The following is a 17761-nucleotide window of genomic DNA, read 5'->3' as shown; positions in this document are numbered from 1 at the left end:
ATCATCTGCATTTCGCATAATCGTGCGAACCCTCTCTTGTTGACTTCTTTTTGTGCAAATGCGGCATTTTGGCACATGGCTGCTTGACCAAAGCACTCGGTGGGAATATTCGTTGGAGGAAAATAATTTGCCTTTAAGGCAATATCGGACTTGAAAGCGTATTCTGGGAGGAACGCATGATAATCCACGAGGCAGGTGCCGACGCGCACCTTGCGACGCGCATCGACAAGATGCATTCCCGCGACAGGGCAGGCCTGATCATCTTCATCACGGTGCTATGGTGCACGATGGTTTTCGCGCTGGTGACGATCTGGCCCTATATTTCCGTGCCGGCCATCCGGATCATCCTGACCACTGCCTGCGCCCTGGTTCTGGTCTTCAACACTGCGGCCATCATCGCGATGCTGCGGCACTATAGCGAAGACAAGCATTTCATTTACGGGCTCGACCTCAAGCATCTCGACGAGATGCGCCGGCGCCGGCGCTAGGAGGGGATCATGGCTTACAAGCCACCGAAACAAAGCTTTGCCGGACAGATTTTCGACGTCATCACCCTTTTGGTCCTGACCGTCGGTGCGCTCTATCTGCCCCTCTATCTCGGCCTTGCGGGGGCGGCCAAGACGCCTGCGCCCATCGACAACCCGACATGGGAAGCGCTCGGCCAGAACGCCACCGAGCAGCAGCAATGGGCTGCCCTTGGCATTACCGATCCGGCGGCGGCAAACGACATCATCACGGCCCGTTTCGACTATTCGTTCAGCTGGATGGCGCTTGTGGTCATGGCCCTCCTGGTCATCGGATATTTCGTGCTGGTGGTGCGCCTGTCTGACCGGGAATATCGCGACGTCATCGCTGAACGCTTCGGCGTCAAGAAGAAATAGTGGGGGCACTAATGGATATGTGGACTGTTCTGGAATACGCGGCCTGGGCCCTTTCGGCGCTGTTTGCCGTTCTGATGCTCTCCGACATGGTGCGTATCGATACGACCTATGACAACGACCTGCTGACCTCATCCCGCGAAGGCGAGATCGAGGCGGCAGCCGAACGCCACACGCTATGAGGGGCCGGACATGGTAGACACGAAAACCACCACCGCCCAGCCGGAACGGCTGCAATTGCTGCGCGTGCTTGGACCCGCCCATATCTGGGCGCTCGGCGTCGGCATCGTTCTCGTCGGCGAATATATGGGCTGGAATTTCGCCGTCGGCAAAGGCGGTATGATTGCCGGCCTGATCGCCTGCTGGGTGGCCGGCCTGCTTTATACCTGCGTGGCGATGATCGATTCGGAGGTGACATCGACGGTCGCCGCAGCCGGCGGCCAGTATGCGCAGGCCAAGCATATCGTCGGCCCGCTGATGGCCTTCAATGTCGGTCTGTTCCTGGTCATGGCCTATACGATGCTGGAGGCTGCCAACGCCATCACCATCGGCTTCCTGCTCGATACGGTGGCCGCAATGCAAGGCCATACCGGCCTGCACCAGCAACCGTTCATCGTGCTCTGCGTGATGTTCCTCGCCTGGCTGAACTATCGCGGCGTGCTGGCAACGCTGACATTCAATCTCGTCATCACCGCCATCGCCTTCATGGCCATCATCACGCTCTTTCTTTCTGTCCAGTTCGGCGTGTCGAGCGTGCCGCTCGATTTCTCGGCTGTCACCACCGACCCCATGCCCTATGGATGGATCGGCATCCTCGCCTCGCTGCATTTCGGCCTCTGGTACTATCTCGGCATCGAAGGCACCTGCCAGGCGGCTGAGGAAGTGCGTTCACCCGCCCGCTCTCTGCCCTACGGAACCATGGCCGGCATCATGACGCTGCTGATCGCGGCAACCATGACCTGGTATGTCTGCTCGGGGCTCATTCCGTGGGAATATCTCGGCCAGGCCGGAACACCGCTGTTTGACGCGGCCCGCGTCACCGGCAATCGCGGGCTAATGGTTCTCCTGTTCATCGGCACAATGTTTTCGACGCTTGCCTCGGCAAATGGCTGCATCAACGATGCCTCGCGCGCCTGGTTTTCCATGGGCCGCGACCGCTATCTGCCGATCTGGTTCGGCGCGGTGCATCCGGTCTATCGCACACCCTACCGCTCGATCATCTTCCTCGTGCCGATCGCCCTGATCTTCGCACTCGGCGCGCCGCTCGATCAGGTCGTTACCTTCTCGATCCTGTCGGGACTGTTGGGCTACACGTTCATGACGTTCAACATGGTGATGTTCCGCAGGAAATGGCCGCTCGATACGATCAAGCGCGGCTATGTCCATCCGATGCATCCCCTGCCGACCATCGTGCTGTTGATCCTCTGCGCCACAGCCTATGTCGCCGTGTTTCTCGGATATGGCACACAGCTGATCGCCATGGTCAGTTTCTACATCATCGCCTCCTTATGGTTCCACTTCCGGCGCTACCGGTTCGTGCGCCGTGGCGATCAGTTCACCATGCCCTGGCCCCGGCCGGAAGGGTATTGAGGAACGCAGCCTGCAGCCGGTAAACGGCTGCAGGTCCACATTATGGAGGGATCCGGGTTGACGATCACCTATCTGCTCAGCGCCTTTGCAGCCCTTGCCGTCATCTGGTTCATACGTGCTGCCATACACGGACACCGGGACGCCATGCAACAGCGCGGCCGGTTGCTGGACGAGGCACATGGGCTGCTGATTGATCCCGGCATAAGCCTGGCGCCGGATCAGTTTCCGGTCGTCACCGGGCAGACCAGCGACGGCCGGCATGTGAGGCTTGAACTGATCGCCGATACGATGGTGACACGCCGCCTGCCGCAACTCTGGCTGAAGGTGACGTTGTTCGAAGGCGAGAGGCGCGACTGCCCGTCGCTCGGCGCGCTCGCCCGGCCGACCGGCTCCGAATATTATTCGATCGTTCACAGTTTTCCGGAATGGATGAAACCGCCCGAAATCAGCATGTCTTTGCTGATGCGCGGCGACGGGCACGCCACCGCTCGACAGGAAGCCGATGCCGGCCGGCATTTTCAAAGACTGTTTGCCGATCCAAAGGTCAAGGAAGCCGTGATCACAGCAAAGGCAACCCGGCTGATCTACCAGGCCTCGCAAGGTGAGCGGGCGGCGCATATGTTTCTGCGGCAGGCACGGTTTTCCGTTGAGACGGTTCCGGCCGCAACCATCGTGCAGGCCATTGCGCTGGCCGCAGGCCTGAGTACGGTCTTTTGCGAAGCAGAGATGCAACCTGTCGCAAAAGTTGCTTGAGGACCGAATATGTCGAAGCCGGTAAATCCTTATGTCGTTCTGCTTCTGGCGATCCTCCTGCCGGGAGCCGGTCACGTCGCCATCGGTGAAGCCCGCCGTGGGCTTGCATTCGCACTGTTCGTGCTTTTGTTTTCATTCCTCACCTATATGACCACCACACCGGAACAATCCTTTATCGGACGGCATGCGGGCGGGTTGTTCATCTGGGCGCTCTCGATTCCGGACGCCTATCGCCGGGCACGGATCCGCTTTTCGATCGGCTCCAGACTGTAAGCCAGCAAGAAACCGTATGGCGTAGCGCCGGGCCACCGTTTTTTTCCTGTTGTGGCAATCTAAAAATATGATCTACTAATATTTCGCAGATTGGCTTTGGGGGATATTGCCGATGGTGTCGAAGCGCAGAGATGTGTTGCTTGGTGGACTGGCGTTGCTCGGCGCCGGGACGGTGTCCAATCCGGTATTCGCCGCAGCGGCGTCCTATTTTGCCGGCACGGCCATTGATAATGGCGTTACGTTCCGCGCCACCAATTTTGCCATGATCGACAAGAGATGGCGCCGTCAGGTCGTCAAATATTTCAGCAGCGAGCCGATCGGCACCGTTGTCGTCGATACGAGAAACCATTTTCTCTATCTGATCATGGAGAACAAGACAGCCATTCGCTATGGCGTCGGCGTCGGCCGCGATGGCTTCAAGTGGTTTGGCCGTGCTACGGTCGATCAGAAATCGCTCTGGCCGCGCTGGACGCCGCCAGCCGACATGCGCAAGCGTCATCCCGAACTGCCGGAATTCGTCGCTGGCGGCTCGCCGAAAAACCCGCTCGGGCCCCGCGCTATGTATCTGCATCGCGATGGTGTCGATACCGGCTATCGTTTTCATGGCACGCTGGAACCGGGCAGTATCGGCAAAGACGCTTCCAGCGGCTGCATCCGTATGTTCAACGAGGACGCCATCGACCTCTACCAGCGTTGCCCGATCGGAACAGCCGTGCAGGTCCTGCCGCATATTGCCGATCAGGCCCCCGAGGTCAGCGACGCAACTCCGGTCGAATGAGGAATATGCCTTGATGCCTGCTCAGACCGGATATATGCGGCACTTTTTCGCGGCAGCGATGCTTCTGACGCTTACCGCGTGCAACACCACCGAGATCGCCTCCGTCGAGGAGCATGCCGCCGTGCCGATGACCGGGCAGACCAACGACCCGGCCCCCGGTTTCGAAACCGTGTCTGTCGGCAGCGAGCAGGATTTCATCCTCAATGTCGGCCGGCGGGTCTATTTTACCCAAGATTCGGCAGCACTGGATTCCGTTGCCAAGGCAACGCTGGACAGCCAGGCAGCCTGGCTCAACAGCAATCCGCGCTGGCTGGTCAAGCTGCAGGGTTTTGCCGATGATTCCGGATCGGCATCCGCGATGGAAGCGCTGTCACAGAAGCGTGCCGATGCGGCGATGGCCTATCTCGCCTCCAAGGGTGTGGACACCAAGCGCATGTGGGCCAAGGGTTATGGCAATGACCGCGAAGTCCGCGACTGCACGGACCGGTCCTGCAAGGTACAAAACCGCCGCGTCGTCTCCAATCTTCGCACCGAGCGCGACTCTCTCTGATCGCACATTGCCCGCGTGACGCCTGAAACCATCTCTGTCACCGTATGGCGGTGCTTTCGCATCGGCCGCCCGGCCTATGTCTCAAAACGGCTTGTGGCATCCCGGTCGTGGTCATATTGGTTCAAAACCGGAAACGGCGGCAACCAGGCTTCGCGGCGCACGGTCCAAAGTTCGTAGGTCGGCACCAGCTGGTTTGGGGCATCGAGCGATCCGAGGTTCACTTCGATTTCGTCGCCGCTGCGTCCAAAAACAGGAGAGCCGCAGCGGGGACAGAAAAACCGCCCGGCATAGTCGCGCGTTTCGCCCTCAATCGTCACCGCATCTTCGGGGTAAATGGCGGACGCATGAAAAAGAGCGCCGTGATGCTTGCGGCAATCGAGACAATGACACAACCCGACCCGATAGGGCGCGCCGGACGCCACGATGCGGACATCGCCGCACACACAACCGCCGGTCAATCGATCCATGTGCGTCTCCTTTCGAAAATCAAACGCCCGGCATGTTTACGACGAACAGCCGGGCGCCTCAAGATGAAGGCACCGGGCACCTCAAGATGAAGGTCACCGGGCGCCTCAAGTGGAGGCACCGGGCGCCTCAAGATGAAGGCGCCCGGTGTATCGAACGTAAGGTTATTTCACCCGCTTCAGGGCATCGCCGAGAATCGAGATGATATCCTCGATATGGGATGTCTCGGCAATCAGCGGCGGCGAGAAGGCGATGATATCGCCGGTCACGCGGATGAGCAGGCCCCGTTCGAAGCAATCGACGAACACATCATAGGCGCGCGCGCCGGGAGCCCCGTCGCGGGAGGCAAGCTCGATGCCGGCGATCAGGCCGATCGTGCGGATGTCGGTGATATGCGGCAGGCCCTTCAGCGAATGCATCGCCTCATGCCAATCGTGCTCAAGATCGGCTGCCCGCGTCAAAAGGCCTTCGTCGCGGTAGATGTCGAGCGTCGCGATACCGGCGGCGCAGGCTGCCGGATGGCCGGAATAGGTGTAGCCGTGGAACAGCTCGATCTGTCCCTCCGGCCCGTGCATCAGCGCATCGTGCACCTTGCGGCTGGCAAAGACGGCACCCATCGGGATCGCGCCATTGGTCAGTCCCTTCGCGGTGGTGACGAGATCGGGCGTCACGCCAAAATAGTCGGTGGCAAATGGCGCGCCGAGACGGCCGAAACCGGTAATCACTTCGTCGAAAATCAGCAGGATGCCATGGGTGGTGCAGATCTTGCGCAGCCGCTCGAGATAACCTTTCGGCGGAACCAGCACGCCGGTCGATCCGGCCACCGGCTCGACAATGCAGGCCGCGATGGTTTCGGCACCATGCAGCGCGACAAGCCTTTCGAGATCGTCGGCCAGCTCCGCGCCATGCTCCGGCTGTCCTTTGACGAAGGCGTTCCTCGCAGGATCATGGGTGTGGCGCAGATGGTCCGTGCCGGGGATCAGCGGGAAAACCCGGCGGTTATTGACAAGGCCGCCAACGGAAATACCGCCGAAGCCGACGCCGTGATAGCCGCGCTCGCGGCCGATGAGGCGCGTGCGGGTGCCCTGGCCGATCGACCGCTGATACGCGACGGCAATCTTCAGCGCGGTATCGACCGATTCCGAGCCGGAGCCGGTAAAGAAGACGCGGTCGAGTTTTTCATCGGGACCACCGGGCGCGATCTCCGCCAGCCGCTCGGCAAAATCGAAGGCGATCGGATGGCCCATCTGGAAAGACGGCGCAAAATCCAGGGTCAGCAACTGGCGCTCGACGGCGGACGCGATCTGGCGGCGGCCATGGCCGGCATTGACGCACCAGAGACCTGCGGTTCCATCGAGGATCCTGCGCCCATCGACGCTGGTATAGTACATGCCCTCCGCCGAGGCGAGAAGGCGCGGCGCCGCCTTGAATTGCCGGTTGGCGGTAAACGGCATCCAGTAGCTATCGAGTACCGGGGTGTTTGGTTTGCTGTGCTGGTTCATGGCGACCTCCTGTGAAGTCGCGATGACGCCACGATTTCAAATGCCGAAACAAGTCCTTTTCTGCTAGGATATAAGCTATTGAAAACGCATGACCTGAATTGTAAATGTTTCGATATTTCGAACATGCAAAACACGGGATCGCCTCATGTCGGTGGATATCGGAAACCGGTTGCGCCATGTGCGCATTCTCAACAATCTTTCACAGCGGGAATTGGCCAAGCGGGCCGGCGTGACCAACTCGACGATTTCGTTGATCGAGTCCAATTCGTCCAACCCATCCGTCGGCGCGCTGAAGCGCATTCTCGACGGTATCCCGATCGGACTTGCGGAGTTTTTTGCCTTCGAGCCCGATCGGCCGAAGAAAGCGTTTTACCGGTCCGACGAACTGGTCGAGATCGGCAAGGGGCCGATTTCCTACCGGCAGATTGGCGATAATCTTTTCGGCCGCAGCCTGCAGATCCTGAAGGAATGCTATCAGCCGGGCGCAGACACTGGGAAAGTGCCGCTGGTGCATGACGGCGAGGAAGGCGGGATTGTCCTGTCCGGGCGGCTGGAGGTCACCGTCGATGACGAACGCCGGATCCTTGGACCGGGGGATGCCTATTATTTCGAAAGCCGCCGCCCCCACCGGTTTCGTTGCGTCGGCCCGGTGCCATGCGACATCATCAGCGCCTGTACGCCGCCGACATTCTGACCAGACAGGTAGCCGATCCTCCCTTCTCATTTCATCATCGATGTTGATGCGCACCTCCGCCGCGGCCGTCGAGAAAGAGCATCAGGCCAAGGCCGGTCACGCCGGCGAGCGCTCCAAGCATGGACGTGCCGGAATAATCAGAAAAGCGGGTGCCGATCGCAAACAGTATGGCGCTTATCCCGCCGCTTAAGAACAGGTTCACCGAAATCAGCGAACTGCCAAGGCCCGGACGGTCGGAAATGAGGTCCTGGATATAGGTGATGGGAATGCTGATCAGGGCGGCAGCGGCGAATGCGCTGAGCAGCGTCAGGGCATAGACATGCCAGGGAGCCGAAGCGAGACCCAGCAGAGTGAGATAGACAGCATAGAGCCCGGCGCTGATAGCGAGCGCCGTCACCGCGCGCAGGTGAACCTGGAGGCGGGCCCAGACAAAGATGAACACGACCTCAAGAAATGCGACGATCCCGACGATCACGCCGATATCCGTCACCGTGCCGCCGGCAGCCCCGGTAATGATCAGCGGCTGGACCGCCGCGTTGACATGCAGCGTCGAGGTGATCAGCGAGACAGCCGTCAGCCGGGCAAAGACGTTTGGCGCGAGTACTTCGCCAAAGGATGCAACGAAGGAATGGCGGTGGTTTTTTGCCGGTGGCGGGCCATCCGTTGCAGGCAACTTGAAGAAGACCAGAGCCAGATTGGCGATACAGCCGAGACAGGCAAGCAGATAGGCCGGCAGCATGCTGCCCCGTCCGGCCAGAACCAGGGCGACGAGCCCCGGTACCAGTACCCAGGCGACCGAGATTGCGGCGCGCACACCGGAATTGATCGCCGCCGCGTCGCGGCCACCTTCCAAATTGGCAATGGCGCGGACATTGGCAAAGAGCAGCGAGGTCATCGCGTTATAGACCGGCAGCATGACCAGCGTGCAGAAGACAAAGCTGGCGGGAACCGGGACCGCATAGACAAGGCCGTAACCGAGAATACCGAACAACATGACCGTCATCAGCAGGATGCGGTAATTGCCGATTCGATCGGCGAGAACGCCGACCCAGAGGCTGACGATGACGTTGACGGCGGCGGCGGCAAAAATCAGGATGGAATAGAAACCATTGCTCAAGCCGAGTTCGGTGATGCCGATCACCGACTGATAGGGCGCCGTCGCAGCCCCGGTAAACCCGAACAGGAAGATCGTGATCATGCTGAGCCGGACCACTGGGTGGCGCAAGGCGATCAACAGCGTGGATGTCATTGCGAGCACCGGAAAAGAGAGGAAAGGCGACCCTGACATCCGGACGGGAATACGGGCACCGGATTGGCTAGACCAGCGTCACTCCCGCCAGCGCGCGGAGAGTGCCGCTTCAGGCGCAAAGGCGAAATCGCGGTCGAAGGGAAAGACCGGCCACGTCCTGCGATGGCTTGTGAGATTGGCGATATCCTGATTGACGACACCATCGGTCAACGCCATCAGGTTGGGATTGGCGATCGGGGCCAGTTCGGGAGAGAGATAGCCGGACTTAACCACCAGCAGCCGGACGGTCTTGGGATCGAGCCCCAGCCGCCGGAAGTCCTCAAGATTGTGGTAGGGACGCCGGCGCGCAGAAATCACGACCTCGATGCCGTCGATGCCAATAACGGCCTGCCGATCCGCTGCCGCATCGCCGCCGTCAAGCCGCAGCACCACCGCCGTCACCTGCGCCGGACGGCTTGACGGATCGAGACTGCCGCCGATCCGAAGCGCAATCGTGGCGCCCTCCCCCGCTACAAAACAGGCCTCGACAGCCGGGCGATCGGTAATACCGGCGACAAGCGCGCCCCGCCAATTGCGGGCAATCAGCGCACGCAGCACATCGGCGCGGTCGCCAACCCCGCCACCGGTCGGATTATCGGCGGAATCGGCAAGGATGACCGGGGATGTTCCGGCAGCTGCGGCACGATCGAGCATCTCGTCCAGCGGTCCCGTGACGGGGCCGAATTTAAAATTGTCACGGGCGTTCCAATACTGCTGTGCAATCGCTTCGGCGGCTTGCAATGCGGCCTGCCTGTCGGTTCCGGTCACGACGGCACAGGCCGTTGCCCGTGGTTCATCGGCCCAGACATAACCGATCATCAGATTGGCATCGAGAATGCCCGGCTTCGCATCGAATGCCGGAAGGCGCAGATAGATCGACCTGGCCGGCTCATGTTCCGTGGAGGTGCATTCGCCCGGAAGCAGCAGCGGCACCTTGGCAAAAGCGATGCCCGGTCGGCTGCCTGTCTTCAGCGTCTCGACCAGCATCGACCAGGCGCGCACCATGGTTTCCCGCACATCGATATGCGGCGCGGTGCGGTAGGCTGCGAAAATATCGAGCTGATCGATGATCTGCTGGCTGACATTGCCATGGAGATCATAGCTTGCCGCGATCGGGCAATCCGGCCCAACGGCTGCGCGGGCAGCCGAAATCCAGTCACCCTCCGCATCGTCCATGCCCTCGACATTGATGGCGCCATGCATGGCGAGATAAAGCCCGTCAATCGGCAGCGCCGCCTGCAGTTTTTCGAGAAATTCTGCCTTGAACGCCTCATAGGCAAAGCGCGATACCGGTCCGCCCGGCACGGCGCGGGCGTGCAGCAACGGCACATGCGCGATCCCGTCAGCATCGAGGAAATTGAAATATTCGGCGTTCAGCAGGCCGGTACCGCGCAGCACGCGAAAATCCTCGACCGTCATCAGGACCGGCGAATAGGTGCTGCATTCGGTATGAATCCCACCAACGGCGATGCGCATTGTTTTCCCCATGATCCCGGTTTTTCTAGAGCTTCGGACTGAGCGGGACGATGGCTGCAAACCGCAGCCAGTCCTTCTGATCTTTCGGCGTCCACGCCGCCTCGGCGATGGCCGGAAGGCGCGGGAAGACCAGCCGGTTGAAGTAGCCACGGGACAGGTAATGTTCGCTCCAGATGCAGGCCTGAACGCCCTTCAGCCGATGTTTCAGCTCATCGGGAAACGTGCCTTCCGCCTCGTAAGCATAGGTATTGGCCGGTGGCACCGTGCCTGCCCAGCTGGCGCCCGGCTCCTGCCATTCTTCACCCTGCACCATATCCAGATAATAGGCCTGTCCCGGCGTCATCACCACATCATAGCCTCGTCTTGCAAGCTCGATGCCGACGTCGGGCGTCTCCCAGGCCATCAGCAGCGTTTCGGCCGTATCGACGCCGCCGCCATGGGCGACCTCGTTCCAGCCGGCAAGCTTCTTGCCGCGCTCGGTCAACATCGCCTTGACGAGCTTCAGGAAATAGGATTGCAGCGCGAAAATGCCTTCAATGCCTTCTTTCTCCATCAGCTTGCGGGCGAGCGGCGAGGCAAGCCAGGCCCCGTTTGCAACCTCGTCGCCGCCGATATGGATATAGGCGGACGGGAAAAGCCCGACCATTTCATCGAGGACCTTGCCCAGGAATTCATAGGTGAAGGCTAAGGCCGGATTGAGCGCATTGTTGGGATAGCCCTGCACCGAATGATAGCTGTCCGGCGCCTCCTGGCCATCGGTTAGATCCGGCAGCGCCACCAGCGTTGCTGCGTTGTGACCGGGAATATCGATTTCGGGAACGACATCCACATTCAGCGCCAGCGCATGCGCGACGAGCACGCGGACATCGTCCTGACTGTAGAAACCACCGACCGGCTCTGCGCCATTGCCGAGCTGCGGCAGCAATGGACCGTCCGGACTGCGGACAACGCCGGTGGTGGTGAGTTCCGGATAGGCCTTGATCTCAAGCCGCCAGGCTTCGTCGTCGGTCAAATGCCAGTGGAAGATGTTGAGCTTGAACCAGGCGAGAATATCAATGAGCCGCGCGACATCTGCCACCGGGTAGAACTGCCGGGAGACATCGAGATGGCAACCGCGCCAGCTGTAGCGCGGTTCATCCGAAATCGTGCCGGAGACCGGAAACCGGAATTTGCCCGGATCGCTGCGGGCGCCGTTCAGGAGCTGTGCAAGCGACGTCAATCCATATTGCCGTCCCGCCGCACCGCCATAGCTGAGCGTGACAGCCTCCAGCGAGAAGGACAGTGCATAGGCTTCCGACGCCATCGCCGCGTCCTGCTTCAAGTGCAATGCCCTGCCCTGGCTGTTCGGCGCCAGGCTGATCGGCGCATGGCCGGCTTCGAACAGACGGCGGCACAGGGCGATCACAGTATCTATCGCCTGTAAGTCTTCCAGCGACGCGCCAACCGGGTAAAGACAAACGGGGATGGCATCGCCCGGGATCGCATCGATCTGGCGCGGCCATGGCTGCAGTGCAAATGGCAGATCGAGCCTGCCCTCCGGCAACAGCACCGGCGGCGGCTCACTGACGCGGCCCTCCAGCAGCAGATCGGACACGGAAACCGCAAGATGGCGCCCATCGGCAAGGGTCACATAGGCCGATTTTGCCCCATCGGTGCAATGCACGGCCTTGCGGTGTAGGCCGCTGACCGTAAACGTCCAGGAAGCGCCGGGTGCGAGCACAAAGCCAGCCGGCGGCGCAAATTCATGATAGTTGGCATCGCGCTTGACGAAGACGGCATTCTCGCAGGCGGCCTTGTCGATCACCCGGGTCAGCGAGGTGTAGACGAGGGTAAATCCATCGATCGGCGCATCCGAGAGATTGAACAAACTGAATGTGAAGCGGCCATTTGGACCACCCTCAGGATGCCACGCGCTTTCGAGACGATAGGACGCCGGTTTCATGTCCGTTCCTTCAATGCTTAATAGTTTTCGGATTGGGAAAAGGTGCGGGCCAGTTCCGCCTGCCCCGCGGTCAGGCCACAATCGACCGGCAGGCAGACGCCGGTGATGGCCAGCGCCAGCGGGCTTGCCAGGAAGCCAACGGCGTTGGCCACGTCATCCGGGCTGGCGATGCGCTGCAACGGATACCAGCGGCGGGCGTCCTCGAACACATTCGGATTGGCCGCCGCACGCTCTTCCCATGCCTGCGTGCGCACCGTGCCCGGCGACACCGCATTGGCGCGAATGCCGTATTTGCCGTACTCCACCGCAATCAGCTTCGTCAGGTGCAGCAGCCCGGCCTTGGCGGCGCTATAGGCGGGATGGCCGAAAACGTTGGTGCCGTTGACCGAGGCGATGTTGACCACCGAGCCCTGGCTTTCTTTCAATGCATCCTCGACGGCGCGAAAGCAGAGGAAAGCAGCCTCCAGATTGAGAATACTGTCCATGCGCCAGATTTCCGGCGTCGTATCGTGCAGGCTGACAGCACGCGCCGCACCCGCGTTGTTGACCAATGTGCGCACCACGCCAAGCTCCGCCGCGCGCGCCGCCATCTGCGCGACGCTCGCCACATCGGTGACATTACACGTGATCGCAATGAACTTTTCGGGATTGCCGAGGCTGGCTGCGGCACGTTCAACGGCGTCACCATCCAGATCCGGCATCAATACGACATCATGATCTTCGCCAAGACGACGGGCAATCGCCCGGCCGATATCCCCTGCGGCCCCCGTGACGATTGCAACAGATGAAGTCATGACGGGTCCCTTGTAAGCATGGTGAAATCAATCCCCCAAAAGCTGGCGGTCGTCGCCGTCGCGATGGGCGACAAGCTGCTGCTTGATGCGTCGCAGCGTCACGATTGCCTGGGGCTGGATATGGTAGGCAACGAGACTGGCGAGGATATCGAGGAGCGCGAGATAAGCGATGCGGGTCGAGGTTGGTCGATAGATATTGGTCCCCTCGGGCAGATCGACAGGCACGGTGATATCCGCAGCACGCGCAACCGGGCTGCCGCTCTGCGTCAGTGCGATCGTCGTTATCTTCTGGTCGCGGGCAAGCATGAAGGACCGGACAAGTTCGGCATTGCGGCCGGAGAACGACGATCCGATGACGACGTCGCCCGGCCGTGCCGCCGCCGCCATCATCATCTGCATGCTGTGATCGGAGCTTGCCGTGATGCGCAGCCCTAGGCGGAACAGACGGTTTTGCAATTCGCTGGCGATCATCGAGGAGTTGCCGCCGGAACCGAACGCGTAGATCATGTCCGCACCGGCCAGCTTTTCCGTCGCCTGCTCGATCGCCACAAGATCAAGGCTCCGGTGCAGCATGAACAGCGCATTCTGCGCCTTTGACACGATATCCTGCGCCACGTCGGCCGGCTCCTGGCTCTTCGGCTCAGGCTTGAGGTAGCGCATGCCGACATAGGCCGTGCGCGCCAGCTGGACCTTGAAATCGGAAAAACTGTCGCAGCCGAGCCTTCGGCAGAAGCGGGTGACGGTCGGCGGAGAAACATCGGCCTTGCCGGCCAGCTCGATGATCGAGGCATTCACCGCAAATTCGAAATCCGTCAGCAATATCTCGGCAATACGGCTTTCGGCCTGCGAAAGCTTGCCTTTTTCGTCCTGGAGCGTGGAGAAAATATCCATCAGTGAGCACCTTCAATGAAATCGCCAGGCTGCCCGATAGAGGCTTCCTGAAACCGCGGCAATGCTGCGATCCGGCACACGATTCTCACCTGATGTCCACCCGTTCCAAAATTGCCTGACGCTCAGCGCGTCTTTTCCTTATAGGCGACGCAGTCGATCTCGACCTTGCAATCGACCATCATCGATGCCTGAACGCAGGCCCGTGCCGGTGGATGTTCACCGAAATAGTCCTGATAAATCGTGTTGAACGTCCAGAAGTCGCGCGGATCGTCCAGCCAGACGCCGACGCGGACGATGTGTTCCGGCCTGTAACCAGCTTCGACCAGGATGCCCAGCAGATTGGCGATCGTCCTGTGCGTCTGCGGGATGATCCCGCCTTCGATGATCTCGCCATTTTCCATGGCAACCTGGCCTGAGACATAAAGCCAGCCATTGGCCTCTACCGCGCGCGCAAACGGCAGCGGCTTGCCGCCTGCCCCGGCCTGCACGGTGCCATAACGTGTAATGGACATTCGCCCGTCCTTGCAAATTATTTTCTTAATCCGTTGACAAATGACCATATAAAGCGGAATTTGACCAGAGAAAAACACTATTTATGAAAAGAATTTCAATAAACGGAGCAATCGTGCGCGATCCCTTCCGCAATCCCTTTCCATCCACCGACACCGCCCGTCACGCGATCTGGCAGATGCTGGTCGAGCGCGACATCGATGCTTTTCTTGCCGCCGACTGGTCCAAGGTCGCTGATGATTTTATCGAGGAGGGCTTTATCGGGATCGACGCCAAACGGGAGATAAGCCCCGACAAATGGCGCCTGGCCTTTCCCAACTTGGCGGCCTATCGCGACGAATGGCTGCGCCAAGCGGAGGATTTTGCCGGGCAGTCGTTTGCCGAAGATACCCGCAATGCCATTTTTACCACCACGACGCTCGAGGATATCGAGATCGAAGGCGAAACGGCCCTTGTCCGCAAGAAATTTGACGGCAGCCTGACGAAAGCGGATGGCAGCGTCGATCGCCTCCAGTGGCAGACTTTATATTACTGCCGTCTGCAGCAGGGACAGTGGCAAATCTCCGGCTTCACGGGATATCTGCCCAATCCGATGGGTGGGGCTTAAGCGGCAAGAACGAGGCAGAGGCATTGCGCATTTTCACCGCCGTCCTGGCGACCGAGACCAATACTTTCTCACCGATCTGCGTCGATCGCCGCGCCTTCGAAGCGTCGCTCTATGCCCGCCCCGGCGAGCATCCGCAAACGCCGACGCTCTGTTCCGCGCCGATCACCGTCGGCCGCCGGCTGGCCGCAGAAGAGGGTTTCACACTGATCGAGGGGACGGCCACCTGGGCTGATCCGGCCGGGCTCGTCAATCGCGCCACTTATGAAAGCCTGCGCGATGAAATCCTCGATCAGCTCCGCGCCGCACTGCCGGTGGATGCCGTGGTGCTCGGTCTTCATGGCGCCATGGTCGCCGATGGCTACGAGGATACCGAGGGCGATATTCTCGCGCGCGTACGAAACATTGTCGGCTCCGATATTCTCGTCTGCGCCGGGCTTGATCCGCATAGCCACCTCACTGCCAAGCGCCGGGAGGCCGCGGATTTCTTCGTCTACTTCAAGGAATTTCCGCATACGGACTTTGTCGATCGCGCCGAAGATCTGTGGCGCATCGCGCTCGGCAAGCTGGCCGGCCGTATCAAGCCGGTGATGTCGGTCTTCGATTGCCGGATGATCGACGTCTACCCGACCTCGCGCGAGCCGATGCGTTCGTTCGTCGACAAGATCATGCGGATGGAAGCTGAAGACCCGGAAATCCTGTCCATCTCCGTGATCCATGGTTTCATGGCCGGCGACGTTCCGGAAATGGGAACGAAAATGCTTGTCGTCACCGATGACAAACCGGAAAAGGGCGAAGCCCTTGCCCGCGAACTGGGCCTCGAGCTCTTCGCAAATCGCGGCACGTTCATCATGCCGCAGATCGATGAAAAAGAGGCCGTTTCCCGCGCGCTCAATGCGTCCAGCGGACCCGTGGTGATCGCCGATGTCTGGGACAATCCCGGCGGCGGAACGGCGGGTGACGCAACTGTCCTTCTGGCCGAGCTCCTGGCGCAAGGCGCCAAGGATACGGCCGTCGGCACCATCTGGGATCCGATGGCAGTGCAGATCTGCATGGCAGCCGGGGAAGGTGCCGAGATCAAGCTGCGCTTTGGCGCAAAATCGGCGGCAGGAACCGGCAATCCGATCGACGGCATCGTCAAGGTCGTGAAGCTGGTGCGCAACGCGGAAATGCGCTTTGGTGAAAGCTACGCCCCCTTCGGCGACGCCGCCCATATCCATCTCGCCGGCATCGATATCATCCTGAACTCCACCCGCGCGCAAAGCTTCGACCCGAGCCTGTTCTCCGTCATGGGCATCGAGCCTCAATCGAAAAAGATCCTGGTCATCAAATCGACCAATCACTTCTACGCATCCTTTGCCCGGATCGCGGCGGATATCCTCTATTGCTCGGCCGGAACTCCCTATCCAAACAATCCCGCCCGCACACCCTATCGCCGGGCACCGCGCGATATCTGGCCGATGGTGGAAAACCCGCACGATCTCGAGCGGTGAGCGGCTCAGCCGGATGGCGCCTTCAAACGGGCGTCAGCTGCCGGAACAAACAAAAAAGGGCATGCAAATTCACGCATGCCCTTTCGCTTTCAATGAACCCAACAATGTCCCGCAGCATCAGCCGCCCGCGATTTTCATGAGGCCGGCATCGATATCCGTCAGTTCCACCCGGCGCTCAAGCGCGATGCCGGACGCGTCGAACAGGTGGCAATCCGCAGCGCCGATACCGATCGAAACCGTTTCATCTGTGCGGATTGGCGCGCTGCCCGGCAGCATGGCGCAGAAATTCTCGCTCTCGCCATCCAGCGAAGCATAAGCCACCGTCTGGGCGCCGAGCCGTTCGATCACCGATGGGGTCAAGGTCATCGACAGATCGGCCTTACCGAACTGAATGTGTTCGGGGCGAATACCAAGCGTTAGGGGCTGCCCCACGAGATTGGCCCGGCCGGTAACCGGTATTGTCGCCGATTGTCCCCTGAAATCCACCTCGACACCGGCATCGCTGACGGCCTTGCAGGTGACCGGCAGCATGTTCATGCGCGGGTTACCAATAAAGCCGGCGACAAACATGTTGGCGGGCTTGTGATAGAGTTCGAGCGGCGCGCCGGTCTGGGAAATCTCGCCAGCATTGAGCACGACGATGCGGTCTGCCATCGTCATCGCTTCGACCTGGTCATGCGTGACGTAGATCATCGTCGCCTTCAACTGCTTGTGCAGTTTGGCCAGTTCGATCCGCATGTCGGCGCGCAGCGCCGCGTCGAGATTGGACAGAGGTTCATCAAACAGAAAGATCTTCGGCTCGCGTACGATCGCCCGGCCAATCGCGACGCGCTGGCGCTGGCCGCCGGACAAGAGACCGGGTTTCTGCTGGAGCCGCTGGTCCAGATGCAGAATGCGCGCGGCATTCTCGACCTTGGCCCTCAGCTTGTCCTCCTGCATCTTCTCGACGCGCAGCGGAAAGGCGATGTTCTCGAATACGGTCATGTGCGGATAAAGCGCATAGCTCTGGAACACCATGGCGATGCCACGCTTGACCGGCGGCAGGTCGTTGACGCGCTTGCCGTCGATCATGATATCACCTGAACTCGTCTCGTCGAGACCGGCGATCATGCGCAGCAATGTCGATTTACCACACCCGGAGGGGCCGACGAAGACGACGAATTCGCCGTTGCGGACCTCCAGTTGGATGCCTTTCAGCACTTCGAACGTTCCGTAAAATTTCTGAACCTTGTTGAGATTGAGTTGTCCCAAGACACTGTCTCCGGCCGCCGGCGAAAAGC

General features: G+C 60.4%; 20 protein-coding genes. 11 read left to right on the top strand and 9 right to left on the bottom strand.

All coding sequences use genetic code 11. The features are described 5' to 3' along the window. Positions 1 to 176 precede the first annotated feature (176 nt). The 8 genes from PYR65_RS21930 (at position 177) to PYR65_RS21895 (ending at position 4822) form a co-directional block, all read left to right on the top strand. Positions 177 to 488 carry a hypothetical protein gene (locus PYR65_RS21930; protein ID WP_060637589.1) on the top strand — a complete coding sequence of 104 codons (312 nt, stop codon included), beginning with the start codon at positions 177 to 179 and terminating at the stop codon, positions 486 to 488. 9 nt (positions 489 to 497) lie between these two features. Beyond that, complete coding sequence (locus PYR65_RS21925; RefSeq protein ID WP_060637588.1) at positions 498 to 881, top strand: hypothetical protein; 384 nt, start codon at positions 498 to 500, stop codon at positions 879 to 881. A gap of 11 nt (positions 882 to 892) precedes the next feature. Then, positions 893 to 1060 carry a hypothetical protein gene (locus tag PYR65_RS21920; RefSeq protein ID WP_162252644.1) on the top strand — a complete coding sequence of 56 codons (168 nt, stop codon included), beginning with the start codon at positions 893 to 895 and terminating at the stop codon, positions 1058 to 1060. A 10-nt stretch (positions 1061 to 1070) separates the two neighbouring features. Beyond that, positions 1071 to 2468 carry an APC family permease gene (locus PYR65_RS21915; RefSeq protein WP_060637587.1) on the top strand — a complete coding sequence of 466 codons (1398 nt, stop codon included), beginning with the start codon at positions 1071 to 1073 and terminating at the stop codon, positions 2466 to 2468. Positions 2469 to 2525: 57 nt separating this feature from the next. Next, positions 2526 to 3221 (top strand): hypothetical protein, encoded by a 696-nt coding sequence (locus PYR65_RS21910; RefSeq protein WP_276121570.1) that lies wholly within the window; start codon positions 2526 to 2528, stop codon positions 3219 to 3221. A 9-nt stretch (positions 3222 to 3230) separates the two neighbouring features. Beyond that, positions 3231 to 3494, top strand: coding sequence for a hypothetical protein (locus PYR65_RS21905; protein WP_276121569.1), 264 nt, complete (start codon positions 3231 to 3233; stop codon positions 3492 to 3494). A 112-nt stretch (positions 3495 to 3606) separates the two neighbouring features. Beyond that, positions 3607 to 4272, top strand: coding sequence for a L,D-transpeptidase (locus PYR65_RS21900; protein WP_276121568.1), 666 nt, complete (start codon positions 3607 to 3609; stop codon positions 4270 to 4272). A gap of 13 nt (positions 4273 to 4285) precedes the next feature. Next, positions 4286 to 4822 carry an OmpA family protein gene (locus tag PYR65_RS21895; RefSeq protein WP_276121567.1) on the top strand — a complete coding sequence of 179 codons (537 nt, stop codon included), beginning with the start codon at positions 4286 to 4288 and terminating at the stop codon, positions 4820 to 4822. Between the two features lie 74 nt (positions 4823 to 4896). Here the strand turns inward: PYR65_RS21895 and PYR65_RS21890 are convergent, their stop codons facing one another. Further along, positions 4897 to 5289, bottom strand: coding sequence for a GFA family protein (locus PYR65_RS21890; RefSeq protein WP_276121566.1), 393 nt, complete (start codon positions 5287 to 5289; stop codon positions 4897 to 4899). Between the two features lie 162 nt (positions 5290 to 5451). Further along, positions 5452 to 6789 carry an aspartate aminotransferase family protein gene (locus PYR65_RS21885; protein WP_276121565.1) on the bottom strand — a complete coding sequence of 446 codons (1338 nt, stop codon included), beginning with the start codon at positions 6787 to 6789 and terminating at the stop codon, positions 5452 to 5454. A 145-nt stretch (positions 6790 to 6934) separates the two neighbouring features. On the opposite strand from PYR65_RS21885, the gene PYR65_RS21880 reads away from it, so the two are divergent. Beyond that, positions 6935 to 7483, top strand: coding sequence for a cupin domain-containing protein (locus tag PYR65_RS21880; RefSeq protein WP_060637580.1), 549 nt, complete (start codon positions 6935 to 6937; stop codon positions 7481 to 7483). A gap of 34 nt (positions 7484 to 7517) precedes the next feature. On the opposite strand, the gene PYR65_RS21875 is transcribed toward PYR65_RS21880, so the two are convergent. From PYR65_RS21875 to PYR65_RS21850, 6 genes are all read right to left on the bottom strand, one after another. After that, on the bottom strand, positions 7518 to 8732 hold the full coding sequence (locus PYR65_RS21875; RefSeq protein ID WP_276121564.1) for an MFS transporter: 1215 nt from the start codon (positions 8730 to 8732) through the stop codon (positions 7518 to 7520). A 78-nt stretch (positions 8733 to 8810) separates the two neighbouring features. Next, positions 8811 to 10247: a M81 family metallopeptidase gene (locus tag PYR65_RS21870; protein WP_276121563.1), complete on the bottom strand. Its 1437-nt coding sequence runs from the start codon at positions 10245 to 10247 to the stop codon at positions 8811 to 8813. Between the two features lie 25 nt (positions 10248 to 10272). Continuing rightward, complete coding sequence (locus PYR65_RS21865; protein ID WP_276121562.1) at positions 10273 to 12189, bottom strand: beta-N-acetylhexosaminidase; 1917 nt, start codon at positions 12187 to 12189, stop codon at positions 10273 to 10275. Positions 12190 to 12206: 17 nt separating this feature from the next. Beyond that, positions 12207 to 12983, bottom strand: a complete 777-nt coding sequence (locus PYR65_RS21860) for an SDR family oxidoreductase (RefSeq protein ID WP_276121561.1) — start codon at positions 12981 to 12983, stop codon at positions 12207 to 12209. A gap of 27 nt (positions 12984 to 13010) precedes the next feature. Beyond that, the gene (locus PYR65_RS21855; protein ID WP_060637575.1) at positions 13011 to 13874 is read right to left on the bottom strand and encodes a MurR/RpiR family transcriptional regulator; all 864 of its coding nucleotides are present in this window, start codon (positions 13872 to 13874) and stop codon (positions 13011 to 13013) included. A 122-nt stretch (positions 13875 to 13996) separates the two neighbouring features. Further along, on the bottom strand, positions 13997 to 14386 hold the full coding sequence (locus PYR65_RS21850; RefSeq protein ID WP_276121560.1) for a RidA family protein: 390 nt from the start codon (positions 14384 to 14386) through the stop codon (positions 13997 to 13999). Between the two features lie 113 nt (positions 14387 to 14499). Between PYR65_RS21850 and PYR65_RS21845 the strand changes: the two genes are divergently transcribed. Beyond that, positions 14500 to 14991 carry a hypothetical protein gene (locus tag PYR65_RS21845; protein ID WP_276121559.1) on the top strand — a complete coding sequence of 164 codons (492 nt, stop codon included), beginning with the start codon at positions 14500 to 14502 and terminating at the stop codon, positions 14989 to 14991. Between the two features lie 23 nt (positions 14992 to 15014). Then, a complete protein-coding gene (locus PYR65_RS21840; RefSeq protein WP_276121558.1) occupies positions 15015 to 16481 on the top strand; it encodes a M81 family metallopeptidase in 1467 nt (488 codons plus the stop codon). A 117-nt stretch (positions 16482 to 16598) separates the two neighbouring features. Here the strand turns inward: PYR65_RS21840 and PYR65_RS21835 are convergent, their stop codons facing one another. Then, a complete protein-coding gene (locus PYR65_RS21835; RefSeq protein WP_276121557.1) occupies positions 16599 to 17732 on the bottom strand; it encodes an ABC transporter ATP-binding protein in 1134 nt (377 codons plus the stop codon). Positions 17733 to 17761: the final 29 nt, after the last annotated feature.

It is taken from the genome of Pararhizobium qamdonense, assembly GCF_029277445.1.
Taxonomy (GTDB): domain Bacteria; phylum Pseudomonadota; class Alphaproteobacteria; order Rhizobiales; family Rhizobiaceae; genus Pararhizobium; species Pararhizobium qamdonense.
The sequence above is the reverse complement of the archived record's forward strand: the minus strand, read 5'-3'. Positions and strand labels throughout refer to the sequence as shown.